Raw genomic sequence first — 24,443 nt, forward strand, 5'->3', positions numbered from 1 at the left:
ATTGGAACTGAACAAGCAGGATATCGCCAGACGTTTTTCCGTCTTGCCGCATGAGAAGCAGAAGGAATTTCTGGCCGCGCTAAAAAAGCGGGGGTTCGATTTCTCTCTTCTTCCTATCGTACGGCAAACGGTACAAAGCCGCCGCATGCTTTCCTATGCGCAGCAGCGGCACTGGTTTTTATGGCAGCTGGAGCCATCGAGCACGGCGTACCACCTGAGCGGCGTATTGCGCCTGACGGGGAATCTGGATATCGGGGCAGTGCGTTCGAGCTTCGAGGCGGTGGTGGTGCGGCATGAGTCTCTGCGCACGGTTTTCCGGGCGAATGCCGAGGGCATGGCCGAGCAGGTCATCGAAGCGGAACGCCGGCTGGACATTCCCTTGATCGACCTGTGCCACCTGCCGGTGCCGCAGCGCATGGAGCGCGCGCATGAAGAGATCAGGGGAATCAATGCCACGCCGTTCGATCTCGCGCAGGGTCCGCTATTGCGCGTGGCGCTCATCCGGTTGGCCCCGGAAGAGCACCTGCTGGTGGTGGCGATGCACCACATCGTGACGGACGACTGGTCGAATCGCATCATCATCGGCGAGTTTGCCGCCCAGTACCGGGCCCGGGTACAGGGGCAGGAACCCTCCTTGGCGGCACTCCCGATCCAGTATGCCGACTATGCCGCATGGCAGCGCAACTGGCTGGAAGCGGGAGAGAAAGACCGGCAACTGGCCTACTGGCGCACCCAGCTGGGGGAAGAGCATCCGGTATTGCAGCTTCCCACCGATCATCCCCGGCCCCGGGGTGCCAACTACCGCGCGGCGCGGCATGAATTCGTATTGGAGGCCTCGCTGGTTGCGGGGTTGCAGCGCCAGGCGCAGCGCCAGGGCGCCACCCTTTTCATGGCCTTGCTGGCTGGGTTCCAGGCCTTGCTGCAGCGTCATACCGGACAGGACGACATTCGCGTTGGCGTTCCCATTGCCAATCGCCACCGGATCGAAGTGGAAAACATCGTTGGTTTCTTCGTCAACACCCAGGTGCTGCGCAACCGCATCGACAGCCGGGCTACCCTCGAAGACCTGCTCGACCGGACGCGCGAAGCGGCACTGGGCGCCCAGGCCCACCAGGACCTGCCGTTCGAGCAACTGGTCGAGGCATTGCAGCCGGAGCGCAACCTGAACCAGAACCCGCTGTTCCAGGTCATGTACAACCACCTGCGGGAGGACCATCGTCCGCTGGAGCAACTGCCGGGGCTCGCGCTGGGGAGCTATGAAGCGGGAGAGGAAGAAACCCAATTCGAGCTGGCGCTGGACACGACCGAGCACCCGGATGGGGAGGTGAGCGCCTTGTTCAGCTATGCCGCGGAATTGTTCGAGCCGGACACCATCAGGCGGCTGGGGGAGCATTACCTTCGGCTTCTGCGGCAGCTGGCGGAGCATCCGGAACGCTGCCTGTGCGACATCGATCTTTTGAGCGAGCGGGAGCACGCGCAGCTGAAGGATTGGGGGATCAACGAAGAGCGTTATGGTGATGCCGGGCCGGTTCACCGCTTGATCGAGCGGCAAGTGAAGAAGGATCCGCAGGCTGTTGCCCTGATCTTTGGCGAGGAGGAGCTGAGCTATGGAGAGATCAACCGGCGGGCGAACCGGCTGGCGCACCGGCTGAGGGGGCTGGGGGTTGGCCCTGAGATGAAAGTGGGGATCGCGGTGGAGCGCTCCATCGACATGATCGTCGGCCTGCTGGCGATCCTCAAGGCCGGGGGAGCGTACGTGCCGCTGGACCCGGAGTATCCCGAGGATCGGCTGAGCTACATGATGGAAGACAGCGGGATCGGGTTGCTGCTGGCGCAAAGCCATGTCGGGGAGCGGCTGCCGCACCCGGCGGGATGCGAAGTGCTGGAACTGGACAGGCTGGATGTGGAGGGAGAATCGGCAGAGGACCTGGAAGTAAGCCTGCATGGCGGCAACCTGGCTTATGTCATCTATACCTCCGGCTCCACAGGAAAACCCAAGGGCGTGGCTGTCGCACACGGACCGTTGTCGATGCATGTACAGGCTATCGGCGAAATTTACGGCATGACGCCGGAGGATCGCGAGCTTCAGTTCGCTTCCATCAATTTCGATGGCGCCCACGAACGCTGGCTGGTACCTCTGGCTTTTGGCGCTGCGCTCATGCCGCGCGACAACGATATCTGGGGTGCCGATCGAACCATTGCGGAGATTGCCAGGCATCGCATTACGATCGCCTGTTTTACGCCGAGCTATCTGCATCAACTGGCTGAACTCACAGGCAATGCCGGGCGGGACCTGTCCATCCGCTCCTACACGGTGGGCGGCGAAGCGACGACGCGCGCAAGTTTCGATTTCGTCCAGCAGGTGCTTCAACCGCCCCGCATCATCAACGGTTATGGCCCTACCGAGACCGTCATCACACCGCTGACCTCGAAAGCTTGTGCGGATACCCGATTCGAGTCCGCCTATATGCCGATTGGCCGTCCCGTGGGCGACCGCAGTGCTTACATTCTTGACGGCGACCTCAATCTGGTTCCGGAGGGCGTGGCGGGAGAGCTGTATCTGGGCGGAGTGGGGCTGGCACGCGGCTACCTGAACCGGGGGGGATTGACGGCGGAGCGGTTCATTGCCGATCCGTTTGATGATAGGGGAGGTCGGCTGTACCGCACGGGCGACCTGGCGAGATGGCGGGGCGATGGGCAGATCGAATACCTGGGACGGCTGGACCACCAGGTCAAGATACGGGGATTCCGGATAGAGCTTGGGGAAATAGAAGCGCAATTGCTGTTGTGCCCCGAAATCAGGGAAGCGGTGGCGATAGCCGGAGAAGGGCCCTCCGGAGCGCGGCTGGTGGCATACGTATGCCCGCATGCGGGCATGGAAGTGGATACGGGTCTGCTGCGGGAAGCGCTGGGCAAGGCGCTGCCGGACTATATGATCCCTGCGGCGATCGTCGTGCTGGAGTGCCTGCCGTTGAACCCGAACGGCAAGGTGGACCGCAAGGCGCTGCCCGAGCCCGAATATGCCGATGCCGGCAATTATGAAGCGCCGCAGGGGGAAGTGGAAGCCATGCTGGCGGGCATCTGGGCGGAAGTGCTGGGCATACCGCAGGTGGGAAGAAACGACAACTTCTTCGAGGTGGGAGGAGATTCCATCCTGAGCCTGCAGATCGTGACCAGGGTTCGCCGGGCAGGCTGGAAGATCACTCCCCGGCAAGTATTCGAGCGCCAGACCATTGCCGCGCTCGCCAAGGTGGCGGAAGCAGTCGCACCAGCGGACGCGATTCATGGAATCCAACGGCCACAACAGGCGGGTCGTGAAATGATTCAAGCGGGCATGAATAGCAACATTCCTCTGCTTCCCATACAGCTCGAATTCTTTGAACAGGACATTCCTTCCCGTCACCACTGGAACCAGGCCGTGCTGCTAAAAAGCAGCGAGCTTCTCGATATTCCATGTCTCGCGCAGGCGCTGGAGGCCGTGATACGCCATCACGATGCGCTTCGCTTTCGCTATATAAGGCAAGCAAGCGGTGGCTGGCAACAGATCTGCGGCGAACCCTTCGATACCCTCCACCAGGAGGGGCAAGAGTTGCTGTGGATACGTGACGCCGCCAGTACCGAGGACTTCGCCTCGTTATGCAACGAGGTCCAGCGCAGCCTGAATCTCGCCGAAGGACCGTTGCTGCGGGGCCTGGCCGCCAGAATGGCGGATGGCAGCCAGCGCTTGCTGCTGGTTGCGCATCATCTGGTGATCGACGGGGTTTCATGGCGTATCCTGCTCGAAGACTTGCAAAGCGCCTATGATGAATGCCGTGCCGGCAAGCCCATTGCCTTGACGGAAAAAACTGCGAGTTATCATGCATGGGCATGCCGGCTGCAGGATTACGCCCATGAACATGCAGACGAGCTTGCTTACTGGCAAACCCTGTCGGATATGTCGGTTTCACTGCCGCGGGACAATGCGGGGGACGACCCGCATGGTTCGGGCAATGCTTTCCAGGCCAGCGTCACCCTGAGGCTAGACCGGGTGCAGACCCAAGCTCTGCTCAAGCAGGCTCCCGCGGCTTATCGTACCCACGTCAACGATCTTTTGCTTACCGCATTGGGAAGCGCGCTATGCCAATGGAGCGGACAGGAGAAGATCCTCGTCGATCTGGAGGGTCACGGAAGGGAAGATCTGCACCCGGATATCGACCTTTCGTGCACGGTAGGCTGGTTTACCACCCTTTATCCGGTGGCGCTCGATCCGTCCGGAACCCTGGATCAGAGGCTCAAGCGTATCAAGGAGAGCCTGCGTCAAATACCCAACAAGGGACTGGGCTACGGCTTGTTCAAATACCATGGAACGCCAGAACAGCGGCAAGCATTGGCGGACCTGCCCAAGGCGCAGGTGGCATTCAACTATCTGGGACAGTTTGACGCCAGTTTTGACGAGGACGCATTGTGGACCTTGGCGACTGAGCCCATCGGGGATTTGATGGATGGCGCCGCCACGCCAGGCCATGACATCTCCATAAACGGCCATGTCTATGACGGCAGGCTCAGTCTGGATGTGGGCTACAGTACGTCGCGTTACGCCAAGGCCACAGTCGAAGCTTTCGTAAAAATCTATCAGGCCGAACTCGAAGCGCTGATAGCTCATTGCACCGGCGGAGCCAGCGGCGCCACTCCATCCGATTTTCCTCTCGCGCGGCTTACGCAGCATGAGTTGGACCACTTGCCTATACCTATGGAGCGGATCGAGGATCTTTACCCGCTTTCGCCGATGCAGTCGGGAATGCTGTTCCACACCGTGTACGACCATGATGGAAGCCTGTACGTCAACCAGTTGAGGGCGGATATCGAAGGCTTGAGGGTGGAACGCTTCAAGGCCGCATGGCAGGCAGTCATGGATCGTCATGACGTATTGCGCACCGGCTTCCTGCAAGGCGGCATACCCCTGCAATGGGTGGCAAAAACGGCCGATCTGCCCTTCATGGAATACGATTGGCGGGATCCGGCTAATTATCCCCATGCCATGCTGGAGCGGAATCTCGAGGCGCTGGCCCGATCGGAACGCGCGCTCAATTTCGATCTGGCGAAACCGCCGCTGATGCGTGTGGCATTGGTACGGGTCGCGGGCGATAGATATCACGTCATCTGGACGATCCATCATCTATTGCTCGACGGATGGAGCACCTCCCGGCTGATGGGCGAAGTACTGCAGCAGTATGGCGGCAATGCGCCGCCGCCATCTCCCAGCCGCTATCGGGATTTCATCGAATGGCTTCACACCCGCGATACCAATGCGTCGGAAGCATACTGGAGAGAGCGCCTGAGCGGCATGACGCAGCCGTCCCGGCTGGCGTCTGTCCTGCCGCTCTTTACGGAAGATATGGCGGAAAATGCCGCTCATGGCGAGCATGTCAGTGAACTTGAAAGAAACGTTATCGAGGGTTTGATCGAGTTTGCGAAACGCGAGCGAGTTACCGTCAATACCCTGGTACAGGCAGCCTGGACGCTGTTATTAAGCCGTTATACCGGCCAGCAAACCACCGTCTTCGGAGCGACCGTTGCCGGGAGGCCGGCAGATCTGACGGGAGCCGAGCGGCTGCTCGGACTTTTCATCAATACTCTGCCGGTAATTGCAGCAGTGAGGCCGGAACAAGAGACAGGCGCCTGGTTGCGCGATTTGCAAGTGCAAAATCTGGCTTCGCGCGAACACGAGCATACGCCGCTGTATGAAATCCAGCGCTGGGCGGGACAGAGCGGCCAAGGGCTGTTCGACAGTATTCTGGTATTCGAGAACTATCCGATCGATGAGGCTTTGCGGCAGCCGGGCTCCGGCGGGCTCGTCTTTTCCGGTATCAGGAATCGCGAAGCCTCCAATTATCCGATGATGTTATCGATAACACAGTCACGGACATTGCGTCTCCACTACCACTATGCCTGCAGGTCTTTCTCCAGAGCAGCGGTGGAGCGCATCGCAGCGCAGGTTGGCAGGCTGCTTCGTGAGATCACGCGCAGCGCCGGACTGCGGCTGTGCGACATCGATCTTTTGAGCGAGGGAGAGCATGCGCAGCTGAGGTCATGGGGGGTCAATGCCCAACGCTACGCGAACACGGAACCGGTTCACTGGCTGATCGAGCGGCAAGTGAAGAAGGATCCGCGGGCTGTTGCCCTGATCTTTGGCGAGGAGGAGCTGAGCTATGGAGAGCTCAACCGGAGGGCGAACCGGCTGGTGCACCGGCTGACGGGGCTGGGGGTTGTTCCGGAGACGAAGGTGGGAATTGCGGTGGAGCGCTCCATCGACATGATCGTTGGGCTGCTGGCGATCCTCAAGGCCGGGGGAGCGTACGTGCCGCTGGACCCGGAGTATCCGCAGGATCGGCTGAAGTACATGATGGAAGACAGCGGGATCGAGTTGCTGCTGACGCAAAGCCATGTCCGGGAACGGCTGCCGCACCCGGTGGGATGCAAGGTTCTGGAACTGGACAGGCTGGATGTGGAGGGAGAATCGGCAGAGGACCCGGAAGTAAGCCTGCATGGCAACAACCTCGCCTATGTCATCTATACTTCCGGCTCCACCGGAAAACCCAAGGCGGTCATGGTTCGGCATGATGCGTTCGGCCATCTGATGACCAGCCTGCGCGAGTCCCCTGGCATGGATGCCAGCGATACGCTGGTGTCTGTAACTGCGTTGTCTTTCGATATCGCCGGGCTGGAGCTTTATCTGCCTTTGATTGTGGGAGCTCGCGTGGTGCTTGCCCCGAGAGCGACCAGCCGTGATGGCGCTGCACTTGCGCAATTGCTTTTAACCAGCCGGGCAAGCGTCTTTCAGTCCACTCCAGCCGGTTGGCGCATGTTGCTTGCGGTCAGAGGATGGGATGGTTTGCAAGGAGGCAGCGGGAAACCCCTCAAGGGTTTGTGCGGCGGCGAAGCCCTGCAGGCGGATCTGGCCGATCAGTTGCTGGCCGCAGGTGTTGAATTATGGAATATGTACGGACCCACCGAGACCACTGTCTGGTCCGTCATGGGGAAAGTCGGTCCCCATGCGGCGTTGTTGGGAAGGCCGCTTCCCGCCACGGAAACTTACATACTTGACCCCGACCTCAATCTGGTTCCGGAGGGCGTGGCGGGAGAGCTGTATCTGGGCGGAGTGGGGCTGGCACGCGGCTACCTGAACCGGGGGGGATTGACGGCGGAGCGGTTCATTGCCGATCCGTTTGATGATAGGGGAGGTCGGCTGTACCGCACGGGCGACCTGGCGAGATGGCGGGGCGATGGGCAGATCGAATACCTGGGACGGCTGGACCACCAGGTCAAGATACGGGGATTCCGGATAGAGCTTGGGGAAATAGAAGCGCAATTGCTGTTGTGCCCCGAAATCAGGGAAGCGGTGGCGATAGCCGGAGAAGGGCCCTCCGGAGCGCGGCTGGTGGCATACGTATGCCCGCATGCGGGCATGGAAGTGGATACGGGTCTGCTGCGGGAAGCGCTGGGCAAGGCGCTGCCGGACTATATGATCCCTGCGGCGATCGTCGTGCTGGAGTGCCTGCCGTTGAACCCGAACGGCAAGGTGGACCGCAAGGCGCTGCCCGAGCCCGAATATGCCGATGCCGGCAATTATGAAGCGCCGCAGGGGGAAGTGGAAGCCATGCTGGCGGGCATCTGGGCGGAAGTGCTGGGCATACCGCAGGTGGGAAGAAACGACAACTTCTTCGAGGTGGGAGGAGATTCCATCCTGAGCCTGCAGATCGTGACCAGGGTTCGCCGGGCAGGCTGGAAGATCACTCCCCGGCAAGTATTCGAGCGCCAGACCATTGCCGCGCTCGCCAAGGTGGCGGAAGTAGCCGAAATATGTGAACCGGGAGAAGCGCAGGAATCCGCGGCTGTGGCAGTTGAATCTGCGAGAGGCTATCTGCGCGATCATCTTGATGACAAGGCAATTTCCGGATTGCCATTCGGAGAGGATGAAATCGAGGATATCTATCCGCTGGCGCCGATTCAGGAAGGGATGCTGTTTCACACGCTCGAAGCACCTGGTAGCGGGCTCTACGTCAGCCAGCTCAGCGTTCCGGTGGAAGGCCTCGATTCCGGGCGCATGGTGAACGCGTGGCGGACCATGGTGCAGCGGCATGCGGTATTGCGCACAGGTTTTTTGTGGCAATCCGGGCTCGCGCGTCCGTTGCAGATCGTATTCAGGCATGCGAGTGCTTCCGTCGTTCAAATGGATTGGCGCAGCCTGGATAACTTGGAATCCCGAATTGCTGCCTACACAGACACGGAATTGAAGCGTGAATTTGATTTCCTCAATCCTCCGCTGGCCCGGCTGAGCCTGATCCGAACGGGCGAACATTGCCACCAGTTGATATGGACAAGGCATCACATCCTGCTGGATGGTTGGGGTGATTCGCTGCTGATCAGCGACTGGCTGCGCTGTTATGCCGGCGAGACACTGTCTGCGCCGGGGCCGGGATACGGCCACTACATAAGCTGGCTGGCGAGACAGGACCCGGAAGTGAGTGCGGCTTTCTGGAAAGCCGAGTTCCAGCAGGTCGAGGACGCGACCTTGCTGGCTTCGGCGGCGGGCAGGCCTGTCAGGAAGGACCAGGCGGACGGGCGAGACGGCAGAACAGGCTACGCCCAGATCTATACCCGCTTAAGTGCCGAAGAAACCCGCAATCTACACGCATTTGCGCAGCGGGAGCGCGTGACGCTCAATACTGTCGTACAAGCGGCATGGGGATTGCTGCTGCAGCGTTATACAGGAAGGGATGCCGTGGTATTCGGGGTTACGGTAGCGGGCAGGTCGCCCGATCTTCCGAAGTCCGATGAGATCCTGGGATTGTTCATCAATACCATTCCGGTTCCCGTGGAGCGCCGCAGCAACTTGACGGTGAGCGGGCACCTGGCCGTGCTGCAAAGCATCAATGCGAGATTGCGCGAGCATGAGCATACCTCTCTAGCCGATATCCAGCGCTGGGTAGGGTCGCCGGGCCGGGCTCTTTTTGACAGCATCGTCGTGTTCGAGAACTACCCGATTGCCGAGACATTGCGCAGCAACGAGTCGTACGGCCTGCGCTTCGGCGATATTGACGGCACGAGTCTGACCGGTTACGCAATGGATCTGCAAGTCGTCGTCGGCGATACCCTGGAAATAGAGTACTCATACGGGCGAGGTGATTTTACAGATGCCTTCGTGCTGGAACTGCGAAGCCATATGGAATTCCTGATGCGCGAAATGATGGCGCATCCCGATCGGCCGGTGGGCGAACTGGCATGGATGGGAAACGAGGAACTCAATCAGATCATTTCCCTGGGATGCAACAGGCATGGCCCCGCCATACCCGCGGATATTCCGCTGAATTCGCATCAACTGGTTCATCGCCTGATCGAGCATCATGCCGGGGTGCAACCGTACGCCATCGCGCTGCTGATGGGCGAGCAGGAGCTTTCCTACGCGGAACTGAATAGTCGGGCAAACCGGCTGGCGCATCAGCTTATCGATATCGGTATCCGCCCGGAGATGCGAGTAGGCGTAGCCATGGAGCGCTCGCTGGAGGTCATCGTTGCGCTGCTTGCCATACTCAAGACCGGCGGCGCTTATGTCCCGCTGGATATCGAGTATCCGGCTGACCGCCTTTCATACATGATGGAAGATAGCGCTCTCTCTCTTCTCATTACGCAAAACAAGGTACTGCCGAAGCTCGTGATCCCCACCAGCATGCGGACGCTGATACTGGATTCCATCGATCTCAATGCCGGATTGCATGCCGATCCTGTCGTCCGGCTGAGCGAGCATAACCTTGCCTATGTCATTTACACCTCGGGTTCGACGGGACTTCCCAAAGGCGTTGCGGTGACACACGGTCCGCTGGCAATGCATTGCCGGGCTACTGCGGAGATTTACGGCATGGGTCCGCACTCCTGCGAACTGCTTTTCATGTCTTTTTCATTTGACGGCGCCCACGAACGTTGGCTGACCGCGCTTACCATCGGCGCCGGTCTTGCGGTGCGCGACCAGGAATTGTGGACCGCGGAGCAAACCTACGATGCGCTTCGTCATTACGGCATCACCAACGCCGCCTTTCCGCCTGCCTACCTGGGGCAGGTGGCGGAATGGGCGGCGCCACGCAATGATCCACCACCGGTGGAACTCTACGTATTCGGCGGCGAAGCCATGCCCAAGGCGTCCTACGACCTGATTCGCCAGACCCTGCGGCCACGTATCCTGATCAATGGTTACGGGCCGACGGAAACAGTGGTGACGCCGTTGATCTGGAAAACCGGGGCCGACAATAGTTTCGAATGCGCATACGCGCCTATCGGACGGCCTGTGGGCGAGCGCACTGCCTACGTGCTGGATCGGGATTTGCAGCCGGTGCCCATGGGGACGGTAGGCGAGCTATATATTGGCGGGTATGGATTGGCGCGCGGGTATCTCGGACGAGCCGGCCTGACAGCCGAACGTTTCGTTGCCGATCCTTTCGGCAGTAGAGGGGGGCGTCTCTATCGCACTGGGGATCTGGTGCGGTGGCTGAATGACGGGAATATCGAGTATATCGGCCGCGCCGATCATCAGGTCAAGATTCGCGGTTTTCGTATCGAATTGGGCGAAATCGAGGCCTGCCTGCGGGAAGCAACCGGAATCGCCGACGCGGCAGTAGTGGTGCATGAAAGCGCAGGTGGGTTGCAATTGATTGCCTACGTGGTGCCGATGGGCGATATCAAGCCCGCAAACTTTGCAGAACGGCTCAAGCGGGAACTTGCGAATCGCCTGCCGGACTACATGCTTCCCACGCATATCGTGGTACTGGCAACGCTTCCGCGCCTGCCAAGCGGCAAGCTGGACCGCAACGCATTGCCCAAACCCGGTACGGCTGCAGCCCCGGTTTACCGTGCGCCTTCGACTGAAGAGGCCATGATGCTGGCAAAGATCTGGCAGGAGGTACTCGGCGTAGAGCGCGTGGGAGAAACCGACAACTTTTTTGCATTGGGCGGTGATTCCCTGTCCAGCCTGAAAGTCATGGCGCGAATGCGGAACCTGCCCAACGGCAAATTCAACTTCAAATTGCGTGACTTGATGCAGCATCCCACTATCGCAGGCTTGCTCGGGCTGGAAACGCAGGCTCCGCAGCGCATGCGGCAGCCGCTGCTCGCGCTGAATCGGCCCTGCGAAGCAGCAGCGCCCCTATTTTGCCTGCATGCGGGACTGGGTACGGTCTTCGACTACCAGCCTCTGGCGCGTCTGCTTCAAGGCAAAAGGACTGTGTATGGGCTTCCTTGCCGCATGCTGGCGGACCCGGCGCATTGCGATGTATCGCTCGAGCAAATGGCTACAGATTATTGCCGGATGATCCGCCGCGTTCAGCCTGAAGGACCCTATCACCTGCTGGGCTGGTCCCTGGGTGGCACTCTGGCAGCCATGGTTGCAGCGTTGCTGGAGGCGGATGCGCAAACCGTGGCTTTCCTCGGGCTGATCGACTCTTATATCCCCGGTACCGATTCGCCTGAACCGGATGACTGGAAGCGTGATTTTTCCGATTTCATCTCGGTGATTGTTCCCGATGCGAAACTCGATAGAAGGATGATGGATAATTCTCCGGCATGCCTTCCGAGAGAATCGGGACCGATAGTCGCCGGCTTGCTGGAAAGCTTGCTTCAGGAACGAATGCGGGAACGTGAAGACGGCGAACAAGAAGGCTATGCTGCAATGGGAGTGGAAGAGCTGGCGCATACTTTTACCGTAGCCCGCCGCTTGAAAGCGCTATCGCTGCAGTCTTCAGCATTGACCGCCTTGCGGTGCCGGCCGGCGAGCTGGTGGGTAGCGGGACGGCCTGTGTCAGACAGGCAGGCGCTTGTTTCGCAGTTGGGACAGGACGAATTACCCTTTACCGAGGTCGATGCGGATCATTTCGCGATCGTGCGCGATGAAATGCTGTTGCGTGAAGTGGAGTCCACACTTGCGGCCATTCAGACCTCGCTATGCGATATCAGGGTAGTTGAGTAAAGCCCTGGGACTATTCGTCGAGCGCCAGCTACGCATTTGCAATCCATTCGCTAGTTGGATTGTATTAAAAATTACTTCATGCGTAGCTGGATTTGCATACTGCAATTTCTATGGAGAGAAGGAAGAAACCTTATTGGAATGCATGCGCGAGTGCCTGCGCCATATCTTTTCGCACCGTTTCGGCCTGGTTCACGATGTTTCCAAGGCGGGCAAAATCATGTGTCATGCCCTCATAGATCTTGAGATCGACAGGAACTCCCGCAGCTTCGAGTTTTCTCGCGTATTCCGTTCCTTCATCCACCAGCGGATCGTATTCCGCTAGGGCGATGAATGCGGGAGGAAGATTGCTCAAATCTATCGCCTCCAGCGGTGCGAAACGCCAGTCGGTCCGGTCCGCTTCATCCCGCAGGTAATTGTCGAGCATCCATTGCAGCGTCACGGCTTCGAGCAGGTGGCCCCGGGCCAGGCGGCGATGCGAGCCAGTGTCCTGCCAGGCGGCGGTGCAAGGGTAGATCAGCGCTTGCAATAACGGCTGCGGCCATTGGTTGTCGCGCGCGGCGATGGTCAATCCCGTTGCCAGTGTCCCCCCTGCGCTGTCACCCCCGACCGCGATGCGCCCGGTATTGATTCCGTAGGCCGGACCATTTGAAAGCAACCATTGGTAGGCATCCTGGGCATCGTGAACCGCAGCAGGAAACTTATGCTCGGGCGCAAGCCGGTAGGCAATGCTCAGCACGCTACAGGGCGTGAGCATAGCTAGCGCCCGGCAGAGCGAGTCGTGCGAGTCCAACCCCCCGACGCAGTACCCGCCTCCGTGGAAATACAGCAATGCGGGTACCAATCCTCCTTCACAGGAAGGAATAGCGGGCATATATAGCCGCGCATCGATGAGATGGCCTTCCCGGCCCGGTATCGCAATGGGGCTGGTGCGGGCGACAGCCACACCCCCGGAATCCAGCCAGAGCGTGGATTTGTCGTATTCCGCGCGCGCCTGGGACGCAGGCAACTCATGCAACCGGCGCGCGCCATTGCTTATGCCGGCTTCGACCAGCTCAAGAAATGCGGCAAGATCGGGGTCAAGCGGCATGGTATCTATCTCGGCTATGACGCAAATAAACGATTAAAATTGGAGTTTTAAAGTGCCATAAACAGTTCGTTCCGTCCCCCGGAAGAAATTTCCGCCGCCTGTTGCGGAATAGTATTTTTGGTTGAATAGATTATTGGCAACGATGGAAAAACGCCAGGGGCCTAGGTCATACCTCAGCATGGCATCGAACAGCGTAAATGATCTTGTGGTGCTTGTATTCTCTTCGTCATTGAAAACCCTTCCCACGTAGCGAACCCCGCCGCCAATGCCAAATCCCCTCAGCCAGTCTATATTCAGCGCACCCAGGTTATAGTCCAACCAGCCGGAGGTGGTCGTATTGGGGACCCGGATCGGCATCTTGCCTACAGTACCATCAGAACCATCAAGGATCTTGACGTCGTTATAAGTGAAAGCACCGATGAAATTCAACCCGCGGTAGATTTCCGCCCTTGCTTCCAGTTCTGCACCGCGAGAACGAATTTCACCTACTTGTATGAATTGATTGGCAAAGGAAGATACATTCGGATTGGGGGTAAGGACATTGGTTTTCGTCAGGTCGAACAACGCTACGGTAAATAAGTTTCTACTGCCTACCGGCTGGTATTTGATCCCCACCTCGTACTGCGAAGCACGGGTAGGATTGAATGGCGCACCGTCGGCTAGCCCAGCTTGCGGCAGGAACGATTGCGAGTAGCTCGCATAGGGTGAGATGCCATTCGAGAAGAGATAGGTCAAGCCTGCCCTGCCGGTATATGCGGAATCCCTATTCTGGAAAGGGATAGGTGATGGATCGAGGGCGGTAATTGTGGCTATGGTATTGTTGGATATCCTGTCATGACGTCCGCTCAGGGTGAGAACCCATTTTTGATACTTGATCTGGTCTTGCACATAGAAGCCGACCTGGTCGAGTCTTTGCTTCGCATCGGTATCCAGACTGGTGGGCGTCGCTACTGGTTGGAAATATGCAGGATTGAGCACATTCAGGCTCGGCGCGTCGCCTACAAATTTCAGGGCTGTGGAATTCATTCGATTCCAGTCGATTCCAACCAGCACCGTATGATTTACCGGCCCGGTGCTTAATCTGCCTTGCAGATGCGTATCCAGAACAGTCTGATCAATTTTTTCCGTGGTCGAAAGCGCCGAGCGCTGCAGAATGCCGCTGGTATCGTCGGGAAGGTATCCGATCGCGGTTAAATCCCTGAAATTGCCGCTCTGGCTTTGATAACGAAAATTCTGCCGTATGGTCCAGGTTTGATTGAAGTGATGTTCAAGTTTATAGCTGAACGAAGCCTGGTTTGTGGAGTACCGGCTAAACCCGGGATCCCCCTGCACTGCATTGGTAGGAGTGTTGCTAAAACTTCCAAATGAGTCCCCCGTTGGGGCTGCCGGATAAAATGCCCCGGCACCGGCGCGGTTATTCAGGATATCGCCAAAGAGGGTAATCGATGTCTTCTCGCTCGGACGCCATGTCAGCGACGGGGCGATATAGAATCGCTTGATTTCGGCGCTGGCTCCATTTGTATTGGGAAAACTGACCTGCGTGCCGGTGTCGAGGGCGGATGTGACGAGGCGGAACATCAGCGTGCCATCATCATTGGAAAGGCCGAAGTCCGCGGCAACCCGCTTGCGGCCGAAACTGCCATACTGGAGCTCGACTTCGCGAATCGGCGCGGCGGTGGGGAGTTTCGTGACGCGGTTCACGATCCCGCCCGCGTCGCCCCGGCCGAACATGACCGAACTGGGGCCACGCAGCACGTCTATTCGCTCAAGCGCATAAGGATCAGTAATAAAAGCGCCAAAAAAAATCCCTGTTGCCGCCTGGTTCAAATTATCCCGGAAGTTTGCGGTGGTCTGGACGTTGAAGCCGCGCATGCCCAGATACTCGAAGCCTTGCCCATTGAAACCGAACGTGTCGACGACGACCCCTGGTACATAGCGCAATGCCTCCGTGAAAAACTGCACGCCACGCGCATCGAGTTCGCGGCGGGTAATGACCGAGATCGATTGGGGTATTTCTATGATCGGCGTATCCGTCTTCGTCGCGGTCGTGGTGTTCTTGGCGACATATGGGGCAGTGGCTGTCGTATCCTTGATCACTACCGTCGGCAGGATCGCTGCCTCTACATTCCTGGTAAGCGGGGCTTTGTCATTTGGGGTGCCTGCCTCTGTCGGGGCGGTGGTCCCTTCTTTCTTTTCCGGTTTGGCTGGCTCAGATCCAGCTTGTTGCGCCTGGGCATAAGCAGTAACGGACAAAGTGAGGAATACGCATTGCAGCGCGCGCGCCAATACTGCGCGCTTCCGTTGCTTCAGCCCCTTGTTGGTTTTTGTGTAGGCTTTCATAGTTATGGTTGCTCATGGTTAAAAAACTGTGGGATACGGCTACTGTCACCGGATTGACCTAAAAACTCAGCGGTTTGCGACGGCACGAATGGGGTTGGCGGCCGTTCTGGAAATGGATCGATTTCCGGTATTGCCCGTGCTTAGCAATGCTTCCCCGATTTCGTAGGTGCGAACGGCCGTGACCGAAAGCAGCGTATCGCTCAAGCCGTGGCTCGACTCGCATGCGCCTTGCAGGAATATCGCGGGACAAAAGCCTGGCGTGCTCTGCAACCGGTATTGCCGGTCGACGGCAAAGTCGCGCAGGTAAGGGGCAAGCGCACTCAGCATCGTTTTGTGATGGTCGCGCCGGTAGCCGGTCGCGAGTATTACGGCGTCATAGGTTGAGACGTGATCGCGGCCGGCATTGAGGTCCCGTAGAATGAGCTGGATCCCTTCCGGCTGTGCCTGGACGCCGGCGACTTCGTGCCGGCGCAGAAAGCGGTGCCGCGTGCCGCCGGTCACTCTCTGCTGATAGAACACATTGAAGATCTGTTCTATCAGAACGAGATCGGGGGCTGCGTAATTCGTGTGCCAGAATTCATCGAGCAGCGTGGCGCGATCCTCATCCAGACGGCTGAAGACGAAATCGATGAAATCGGTGTTGAAAATTTCATTGACGAACGGACTGTCGTCCGAGGGCTTGATGGCGCGCGCGCGCATGATGAGATCGACATGCGGCGCATTGGGGCGACTGTGCAGGTCCATGAAAATTTCCGCGGCGCTCTGGCCTGCGCCCACCACCGCGATTCTTTTTGCAGTCTGGTGCCGCGAGATCTCCCGAAGGTAACTGTTCGAATGGAATACCCTGGCGTCGTGCCTTAACGGCTGGAAATATTCCGGAATACTGGGTTTGCCCCCGATGCCGAGGATGAGGTTACGGGCGAAGCGCTCATGCACGATCCCGTTGGAATCGCGCGAGCGCACGCGCAGCAGTATGATTTCATCATCTTTTTCCTCCGGCAGGATTTCGAAGACTTCTTCACCATACGCGCACCGGTTGTCGAAATGCGAAGCGGCCCAGGCGAGGTAATCATTGAACTCGTGGCGGCTGGGGAAAAAGGTTTTCAGGTTGATGAAGTCCTGCAACCGTTTTTTCTGGTGCAGGTAGTTGATGAACGTGAAGTGGCTTGACGGGTTCCGCATCGTGGCCAGATCCTTCAGGAAAGAGATCTGCATATGCGTGTTGTCCAGCATCATGTCCGCATGCCAGGCAAACCCCGGTTGCTTTTCGATGAAAAAGAAGTCCAGGTTGTGCCCTTCCTGTTTCTTTTCCTCGAGGGTGATGGCAAGAGCAATGTTTGACGGGCCGAATCCGATACCGATCACATCATGAATGCGCATAACGATGTCCTCGAGAATCAAGTTGAAAATAGGGTAATTGCGGGCGATGCCGTCCTGGGTGGCGTCGTCGCGTCAGTCCGCGGCACCCAGAGTCTTTCTTCAAAAAATCGTTCGCGCAGCAGCATGCCGAGCATGGCGCGTTTGTGGGGAAAATCGAATTCCTTGAGATTTGCGTAACCGCATCTGGCAAGGTTGCGGATCATTTTGTGATTATCCGAGCGGGGCTCGATGACGATGTGGCGGGTCCTGCAATCGTCGAGAAAGAGATAATGGGAAATGGATGGCAGCCATGCGGTAACAAAGGGCTTGCCGCGGAAGCGCGGTTCCCCGATCAGGACATGCCAGCCGCGATCGAAATCCTCCGCTTCGTAGAACGGGGCTACACGATCTTCTTTTGCCCAATACACCTCGAAGTAGCCGAATGCCTCATCGTCAAGACAACTTACCAGGCCGGTAACGTGCTGATCCGCACAGATACCGTCCAGATACGCCCGGTGCCTGGCAAGATCGCCTTGTTCTCCCCACGCGTGCGCCACAACTGGATCGTTCATCCAGCGGCTGAAACGGTGCAGATCGTATTCGATGTTTACGGCCCGAAACGAGAGGGTGCGGCCGAGCCAGGGAATATGCCGTTGATAGACGGTGCCGATCGGCTTAGGGGGGCGCAATGGGTGGCGGCGGCCATGGCTGAGGATGTAGGATGCCGGGAAAGCATGGGAGGAGGGATGCGTGAGCCAGATTCGGGGTTGCTGCCACAAAAGTTCGGCGCGGACAACCAGTTGCCCATCCTGGTCTTTCAGCAGGACTCCGGATCGGAATAAATCGTCGGCCTGCCCCACCGGAGCAAGGAGATTCAGCTTATGCTGGTCGGGATACCGGGCAAAGGCTGCTTCGAGTGCCGCGAGCACCTCAGGCGTGCCGGGTATGCCTGAGCAGGAATCCGCCCATTCCAGCATCAATCGCTCCGATTGATGCAACTTCCATAGGGAAGCCGGCCCGCAGGCCTGTTTTTCGGCATCGATGTGCTGCAGCAGAAGCGCGCCGTCGTGATAGGCCACGGAATATGCGATTCCATCGGGCCGGGACGTCAACGTCGTCGCACGAGCTGATAGCTCCTGGATTTGCTCGTGCTGTATACCCATCGACCGTTTCCTGAAATACCCTGTCCGAGGCGGATGCTCCTATAGTTTGTAAAGACGAATGAGAAACGTTATTGTTTAACGATATTTTGGAGAGGAGGAGTCTCAATCAGATCCACTGGAATATAAATAAAAATAGCTGTAATAGCAGCGGGTGGGAAAGGGTTGCCGCTGCGGATCGATGAGGAACGGCGTCAGACGGATGCATGGCGCCGATATTTTCCTTCCCGTAAATATTTATGGCGATCGTTCGTCAACTTCTTAGTCATCCCGGTCATCTTTTGCGAGACAGCCTTGCTCAAATATCTCATCAGTCAGTCCAAATCCCTATTAGCGGGGGCATCGGCAGCGAGCGTGGTAAATGGAGCCTGTAGCGTGTTCCTGCTGACCCAGATCAGTTCCGCGCTTACGGCTGAACCCATCGATCGCACTGAAATGGCGTTGGTATTTGCGGCAACCGCAGTCGCAGTAATGTTCAGCTACATGATTGCGAATATCCTGTTCGAGCGGTTGGGGCAGCGGGCCCACGCCGAATTGCGTGTTTTCATTACAAAGCGGGTAATGGCGGCGGACTACCGCCATCTCGAGTTGATTGGCCCTGCCCGTGTTCAATCCGCGCTGGCCGAACATTGCACCCACGTTGCCGAATTTTTCGTGAGTTTTCCGATCATTCTGACAAATGCGGTGATTGTCGCCGGTTGCCTGATATACATGGCTGTGCTTTCGTGGCAGGTATTTCTGCTGGCCGTCGTTGTCATCGGATTTGGCTCGCTGGGCTATCATCTGGCGCATTTGCGCGCCATCCGGCATCTGGATGCCGCTGCCGAAGAGCAGGATCGATTATTCGGTTATTTTCGCTCGCTGACCGATGGAGCAAAGGAATTGCGCCTCAACCGTGATAAAAGACGAGCGTTTTATGATGATGTGCTGGGAAAATCGATAGAGATAGTCCGTCGCGAACGGACTTTCGGCATGTCGCTGTTCATCGGATCGGCAAGCTGGGGAAATTTCCTGATCTACGCCTTCATAGGCATGGTGCTGTTCGTTCTGGTCGGGGATGTGCCCGATCGGGCGCTGATCATGACAGGCTTCGCACTGGTGTTTGTGTACATGGTGGGACCGCTCGAAGCGCTCCTGCTGAACATTCCGCGTGCGAACATGGCCCAGGCATCCGCCGCCCGCATAGATGAAATCACGCGCACCCTTTCAGCTTCGGAAGTACAGGTGGATAGCCTTCCTCCCTGTCTTCTGCGATCCATTGTCCTGCAAGGGGTGCTGCATCGTTATTATCATGAACAGAGCGATGAACTGTTTACCATGGGTCCGATCGACCTGGACTTCCGGCCCGGGCAGATCACTTTCCTGGTCGGTGGCAATGGCAGCGGCAAGACCACGCTGGCGAAGCTGCTGGTCGGACTTTATCCTCCGGAAAAAGGACGGGTACTCTTGAACGGGATGGCGGTGGACGAGACTAATCGCGACCACTATCGGCAGCTATTTTCCACGGTTTTTTCGGACTTTCATCTTTTTGACCGCCTGCTGGAAACAGGACGCCCGGACCTGGATAAGGAGGGTAACCGCCTTTTGGGGAAATTGCATTTGCACAACAAGGTAAAGGTCAAGGATGGCGCTTTTACCACGCTCGCATTATCGCAGGGGCAGCGCAAGCGTCTCGCGCTGGTGGTAGCCTATCTGGAAAATCGCCCCTTCTTCGTGTTTGACGAATGGGCGGCGGATCAGGATCCGGTATTCAAGGAGATATTTTATCGCGAGGTGCTTCCCGAACTCCGCGCCATGGGAAAGGCGGTACTGGTAATATCGCACGACGATCGCTATTTTCATCTTGCCGACCGCTTGCTGCGCATGGAAAGCGGTTGCCTCATTTTCAATGGTCAGCCCACGATGAAAGAGCTACCGCCGCCGGTTGCGCCGGCGGTAGCCTTTGACAATGTGGTTTGAGGCACTCAGATACAGGTATTCCCGATGTCCGGTGTAATCGAGCGGCTTGAAAAACAACATGCCGATAAAGTATCGCTGGGGCGCGGCGTACTTGTCGTGATGCACCGATGGGCCGGCCTTTTTCTGGCTGTGTTCCTTTTCATATCCGGCCTCACCGGCGCCGTCATTTCCTGGGACCATGAACTGGACGAGTGGCTCAATCCGCAATTGTTCGAAGCGCAGGGGAAGGGAGGAGCATCTCTTCCGCCACTGGTTTCCGCCGACAGGCTGGAAGCCGCCGATCCCCGGTTATTGGTGACATGGGTGCCGCTCGTGGTGGAGCCCGGGCACAATCTCGGCCTCGGTATCGGTCCGCGTCTCGATCCGGCCACAGGCAAGGCATTCGAGCTAGGGTTCAACCAGATCGCGCTCGATCCCGTAAGCGGCGGGATACGTGGAAAACGCATGTGGGGCGAGATTTCGCTCAGCCGCGAAAATTTGATCCCGTTCCTCTACAAGCTGCACTACAGCATGCATATTCCCGATGGGTTTGGTGTTGAGCTCGGCATCCTCTTCATGGGTATCCTCGCAATAGTCTGGACTCTCGATTGTTTCATTGCGTTATGGATCTCTTTTCCCAAGGGAAGTGCATGGCATAAGTCATTGATCATTCGCTGGCGGCGTGGGGGAGCGAGGCTCAACTTCGACCTGCATCGGTCCGGCGGGGTATGGATATGGGGCTTTTTGCTAATCCTGGCCACCACTGCGATATCGATGAACCTGAACCAGCAGGTGATGCGGCCGCTGGTATCGCTATTTTCCACGCTGACGCCGAGTCCATTCACCGGGCCGCGCAATCCGCCCGACCAGCCCATCGAGCCCGTCGTCAGCCGGGACAGAATTCTCCAGCTCGCTGCTGCCGAAGCTGAAAGGCGGGGTTGGGCCGAACCGCCCGGGAGTATCTTTTACGAGCCCGAGATCGGGATATATGGCGTGACATTTTTTGAGCCAGGCCATGAGCATGGCGACATGGGCCTGGGCAATTCATCCCTCTACTTCCACGGCAAGGATGGCGCACCCGCGGGGGCGAGCGTGCCAGGCACCGGCAGCGCAGGAGATATTTTCATGCAGGCGCAGTTTCCTTTGCATTCCGGCCGTATCCTCGGCTTGCCCGGGCGCATTTTCATTTCCGCGATGGGGCTGCTGGTGGCGACGCTCTCTGTCACCGGAATAATCATATGGCAGAAGAAACGGCTAGCGCGCTCGATCGCAGTACGGAAGAAGTGATCGATTTTTATATGTCGATCTTCGAGTTGCTGGGTGTTCCGGCCCGATGAAATCAAAACGAATGATGGCTAAGATGGCAAGCCCGATATCAGACCGTGGCAGCGGGGCAGCATCCTCATAAAATGAAGTGCCCTTCACCTCATGCACGAGTGGAACACCGTCAATATCGCCTGAATTTCATAAAGGAGCAGGGTCATGTATAACGCCGGGGTTGCAAGCATGCTTCTTGCCGGACTTCTTTCGCCTTTTTTATTCCCGCTCGACGCCCCCGCTGCGGCGGATTGCGCGATACTTCCTCAATGGGTGGCTCTGGACAACGGAATGAAGTTGAATCAACGGCATGTTTTTTGCGGAGAATGGTCAGGCGGGCGCCCCAAAGGATTCCATTCCCGGCCTACCGCGGCCAATCCCCCGACGATACGCGAGTTCAAGGTACAGGATCCGCCCGATCCGGCGGGAATTTATACCGGCAAATGGACTCATGGTAATGATCCCACAAGATATAAGTTTTCCTCGATGTTTCCCGACACCTGTTCGATGGAACAAGTACTCCATTCGATTTCATATGCGTCGGCGCATCCCGATGCTTCATGCCCTGTTGCCTCGCCAGCCTGGGCCAGATGTGGCAAAAACCGGCCTGCAAGGGTTGTTGGTGCCGGATTGGCGGGCTACTGCGGGAACAGCGAAGTATTCGCGATCGGTTTTGCCGCGCCAAAGAACAACAGGATCAATACTGCTTTCCCCATACGCCAATGACAGACAACGAATTCTCATGGGAGGGGCGCACGTACGGCAACCCTAAGCACGATCTGATAGCCGATTACCTTGCCATCGACATACAAAAAAGCCGCTATGGAGCCGAGGAGTTGCTGCAAAAAACCAGAGAGGTGAGATCGGGCCGAATTTTCTTATGGGAGCGGATCGGGAATGCTTACTGGCTGCGCTTGTTTCCCGACCACGTCGAAATCGCGGAAGACTATGGGGAGAAGGTGGGGGAAGCCGCCAGAATTCCAATCAGTGATTTTGAAGCTGCGGTTGCTGCATGGCGGGACTACGCCAATCCATGAGTGAGGATCTCTCCATGCTGCCATTGGCGGCATTCTTTGCTGTACTGAATAGAGAAGAGGTTTATGCCATGTTTTGCCACTCAAGCAGGAAAATTCAAAAAAATGGAAATTGAGCGGACTAAATTGATGAAATTGGCTTTTTGCGCAATTTCCTTTCTCGCAGGATGCGGCCTGATGCCGGCGGACGAAGCACCTGAAGCGGCGAGCGATGGGTCGCGCACGTATTCCATAATGAGTCTGTATGATGGAGAAGTGGGATCAAAAGACCGGGCCGCAGCGGGGCTGGACATCGACGCACGCAATCTTTGCGGGTCGGACTATACGCTTTTGTCGGAAGAAATACTGCCCATCATGAACCGGATCAGCGTGGTTACTTCTTCACGCCTTATCTGGGAAATCAGATGCCTGCCCCAAGTGGGATCTCCCCCGCCACGCTAGGCAGCTTCAAACCAGTCCCGTGTGGTAGCGCACCGAGGAACCGTGCATTGGCAGTTATATTTCAGATACAGCGCTGTTGCTGGATATCTTGAAGGAACCGTCATGAACCACAGCCACCCGAGTTCAATATCCCGAAATGAAGTCGTGCGCTCGTTGCGAATTGTCATCGAGCCCGCTTTCAGCTTACTGAGCTTGATGCTATTCCTGTTCATGCTGGGCACAGCCAATGCGCAGGATAATCCCATGGATAGCCCTCCGATCGGGGGAGCTGACAAGGGGCGGTACAAATCAGGGAAAACGCCCACAGGCCAGCGCTACGGCATCATAAAGGAGGGTGAGCCTCACAAGAACAAAGACATGAAGAAAAAGCCCGATCGTTCAGACGAAAAGCGCGATGCCGGGCAGGAAGGCGAACCCAACATCATAGAACGTGATCCATCCAGACCTCACGAGGGTTCCGGTCCCGATCCCTTCGGTCGCTATTAGCCGTTATCATATCAATTTCCGCAATGAGGGGCGTTGCAGCGTGGGCAACCGCCTCTTATCCCGGCTTCCCAGCAGTACTTCATACGAAATTCAGTTTTTGTCGCGGTCGGGCATGTTCGATTGCGAGACTTCATGCCAGTACCCTCTTTGCTCCAGATCTGCTTCAAATATCGCTTTTCGATTCCACCTTTCTTCGCTCAGGAAGTAATGTGCAGGGGCGTACATATCCTGCGGCATATATCCGCTATGGTAACACCCACAAGCAGATGAGCAGGCTATTATAGGATTCAAATGGGTACCAAGCGGATTTGGGCATTAGTCAAAGCGGCCTTTTCATCGTGGCTCGATGATTATGCTCCAAGCATGGGTGCGGCCCTGGCCTACTACACCCTGTTTTCAATCGCCCCCTTGTTGCTGATCGTGATTTCCGTGGCGGGACTCGTATTTGGGGAACAAGCGGTGCGCGGCGAGATTTTCGACCAGCTGCGTGGTCTGATGGGTGACGAAGGGGCAAAGGCGGTACAAAACCTGCTCGAAAGTGTAAGCCAGCCAGAGCAAAGCACGGCTGGGACGATTATCGGAACGGTTCTGCTGCTGGCGGGAGCAACAACGGTGTTTGGCGAATTGCAGAATGCATTTGATCGGATCTGGGGCGTACCCGCAAAGGAAGAAGTGGCGTGGTGGAAAGTTCTTCGAGGCCGATTATTATCCTTCGGCATGATATTGGGAATCGGTTTCCTGTTGATCGTATCGCTTGTCTTCAGCGCCGCAGTGGCGGCTCTGGGCAAGTGGTGGGGACCTTATTTTTCGGGTTTCGAGGTGCTGGCTACGGCAGTGAATTTTATTTTCAGCTTTGCCTTCATGACCACGATGTTTGCCATGCTTTACAAGTTGATGCCGAGGGTGAAGATTGCCTGGAAAGATGTCTGGGCCGGGGCCACGGTAACGGCCTTGCTTTTTGCGGCAGGGAAGCTGCTCATCGGCTTGTATATCGGTAAAAGCGCGATCAGCTCGGGATTTGGGGCGGCTGGGTCGCTGGTGGTCGTATTGGTTTGGGTGTATTACTCTGCGCAGATTTTCTTACTGGGAGCGGAATTCACCAGGGTATATTCCCATACCCGTGGATCGCGCAAAGAGCGAACCGCGTCTGCAATGAGTGACGGGATATCGCCGGACTGCATGGATATAGCCAGTGGATGCGATGGACGTGGTGGCCGGATGCCTTTACCCGTTGCAGCCCGGAGGGACAAGGAACATCCGGCATCAAACTGAAGATATTGCAGGAGAGG

The 24,443-nt window shown here is 57.4% G+C and carries 12 protein-coding genes; 8 read left to right on the forward strand and 4 right to left on the reverse strand.

The window, feature by feature from the left end:
* Position 1 precedes the first annotated feature (1 nt).
* Complete coding sequence (locus ACZ5CE_RS03575) at positions 2-11,992, forward strand: amino acid adenylation domain-containing protein (protein ID WP_464576363.1); 11,991 nt, start codon at positions 2-4, stop codon at positions 11,990-11,992.
* A gap of 130 nt (positions 11,993-12,122) precedes the next feature.
* Here ACZ5CE_RS03575 and ACZ5CE_RS03580 read toward each other — a convergent pair whose 3' ends face one another.
* From ACZ5CE_RS03580 to ACZ5CE_RS03595, 4 genes are all read right to left on the reverse strand, one after another.
* Positions 12,123-13,079 (reverse strand): alpha/beta hydrolase, encoded by a 957-nt coding sequence (locus ACZ5CE_RS03580; RefSeq protein WP_464576364.1) that lies wholly within the window; start codon positions 13,077-13,079, stop codon positions 12,123-12,125.
* Positions 13,080-13,112: 33 nt separating this feature from the next.
* Positions 13,113-15,419: a TonB-dependent siderophore receptor gene (locus ACZ5CE_RS03585; protein WP_464576365.1), complete on the reverse strand. Its 2,307-nt coding sequence runs from the start codon at positions 15,417-15,419 to the stop codon at positions 13,113-13,115.
* Between the two features lie 66 nt (positions 15,420-15,485).
* Entirely contained in the window at positions 15,486-16,799 is a 1,314-nt protein-coding gene (locus tag ACZ5CE_RS03590) for a lysine N(6)-hydroxylase/L-ornithine N(5)-oxygenase family protein (protein WP_464576366.1), read from the reverse strand.
* A gap of 17 nt (positions 16,800-16,816) precedes the next feature.
* Entirely contained in the window at positions 16,817-17,941 is a 1,125-nt protein-coding gene (locus ACZ5CE_RS03595) for a GNAT family N-acetyltransferase (protein ID WP_464576367.1), read from the reverse strand.
* A 291-nt stretch (positions 17,942-18,232) separates the two neighbouring features.
* Here ACZ5CE_RS03595 and ACZ5CE_RS03600 point away from each other — a divergent pair, with 291 nt between their 5' ends.
* The 7 genes from ACZ5CE_RS03600 (at position 18,233) to ACZ5CE_RS03630 (ending at position 24,426) form a co-directional block, all read left to right on the forward strand.
* Positions 18,233-19,897 (forward strand): cyclic peptide export ABC transporter, encoded by a 1,665-nt coding sequence (locus ACZ5CE_RS03600; RefSeq protein WP_464576368.1) that lies wholly within the window; start codon positions 18,233-18,235, stop codon positions 19,895-19,897.
* 24 nt (positions 19,898-19,921) lie between these two features.
* Entirely contained in the window at positions 19,922-21,163 is a 1,242-nt protein-coding gene (locus tag ACZ5CE_RS03605) for a PepSY-associated TM helix domain-containing protein (protein ID WP_464576369.1), read from the forward strand.
* A 195-nt stretch (positions 21,164-21,358) separates the two neighbouring features.
* A complete protein-coding gene (locus tag ACZ5CE_RS03610) occupies positions 21,359-21,919 on the forward strand; it encodes an EndoU domain-containing protein (RefSeq protein ID WP_464576370.1) in 561 nt (186 codons plus the stop codon).
* Positions 21,916-22,230: a hypothetical protein gene (locus ACZ5CE_RS03615; protein ID WP_464576371.1), complete on the forward strand. Its 315-nt coding sequence runs from the start codon at positions 21,916-21,918 to the stop codon at positions 22,228-22,230. Before ACZ5CE_RS03610 ends, ACZ5CE_RS03615 begins: the two co-directional genes overlap by 4 nt.
* A 174-nt stretch (positions 22,231-22,404) precedes the next feature.
* Positions 22,405-22,668, forward strand: a complete 264-nt coding sequence (locus tag ACZ5CE_RS03620) for a hypothetical protein (protein ID WP_464576372.1) — start codon at positions 22,405-22,407, stop codon at positions 22,666-22,668.
* A gap of 102 nt (positions 22,669-22,770) precedes the next feature.
* Positions 22,771-23,154 (forward strand): hypothetical protein, encoded by a 384-nt coding sequence (locus tag ACZ5CE_RS03625; RefSeq protein WP_464576373.1) that lies wholly within the window; start codon positions 22,771-22,773, stop codon positions 23,152-23,154.
* A gap of 291 nt (positions 23,155-23,445) precedes the next feature.
* Complete coding sequence (locus ACZ5CE_RS03630; RefSeq protein WP_464576374.1) at positions 23,446-24,426, forward strand: YihY/virulence factor BrkB family protein; 981 nt, start codon at positions 23,446-23,448, stop codon at positions 24,424-24,426.
* The last annotated feature ends 17 nt before the right edge of the window (positions 24,427-24,443 follow it).

This window comes from Nitrosospira sp. TNL200 (genome assembly GCF_055386305.1).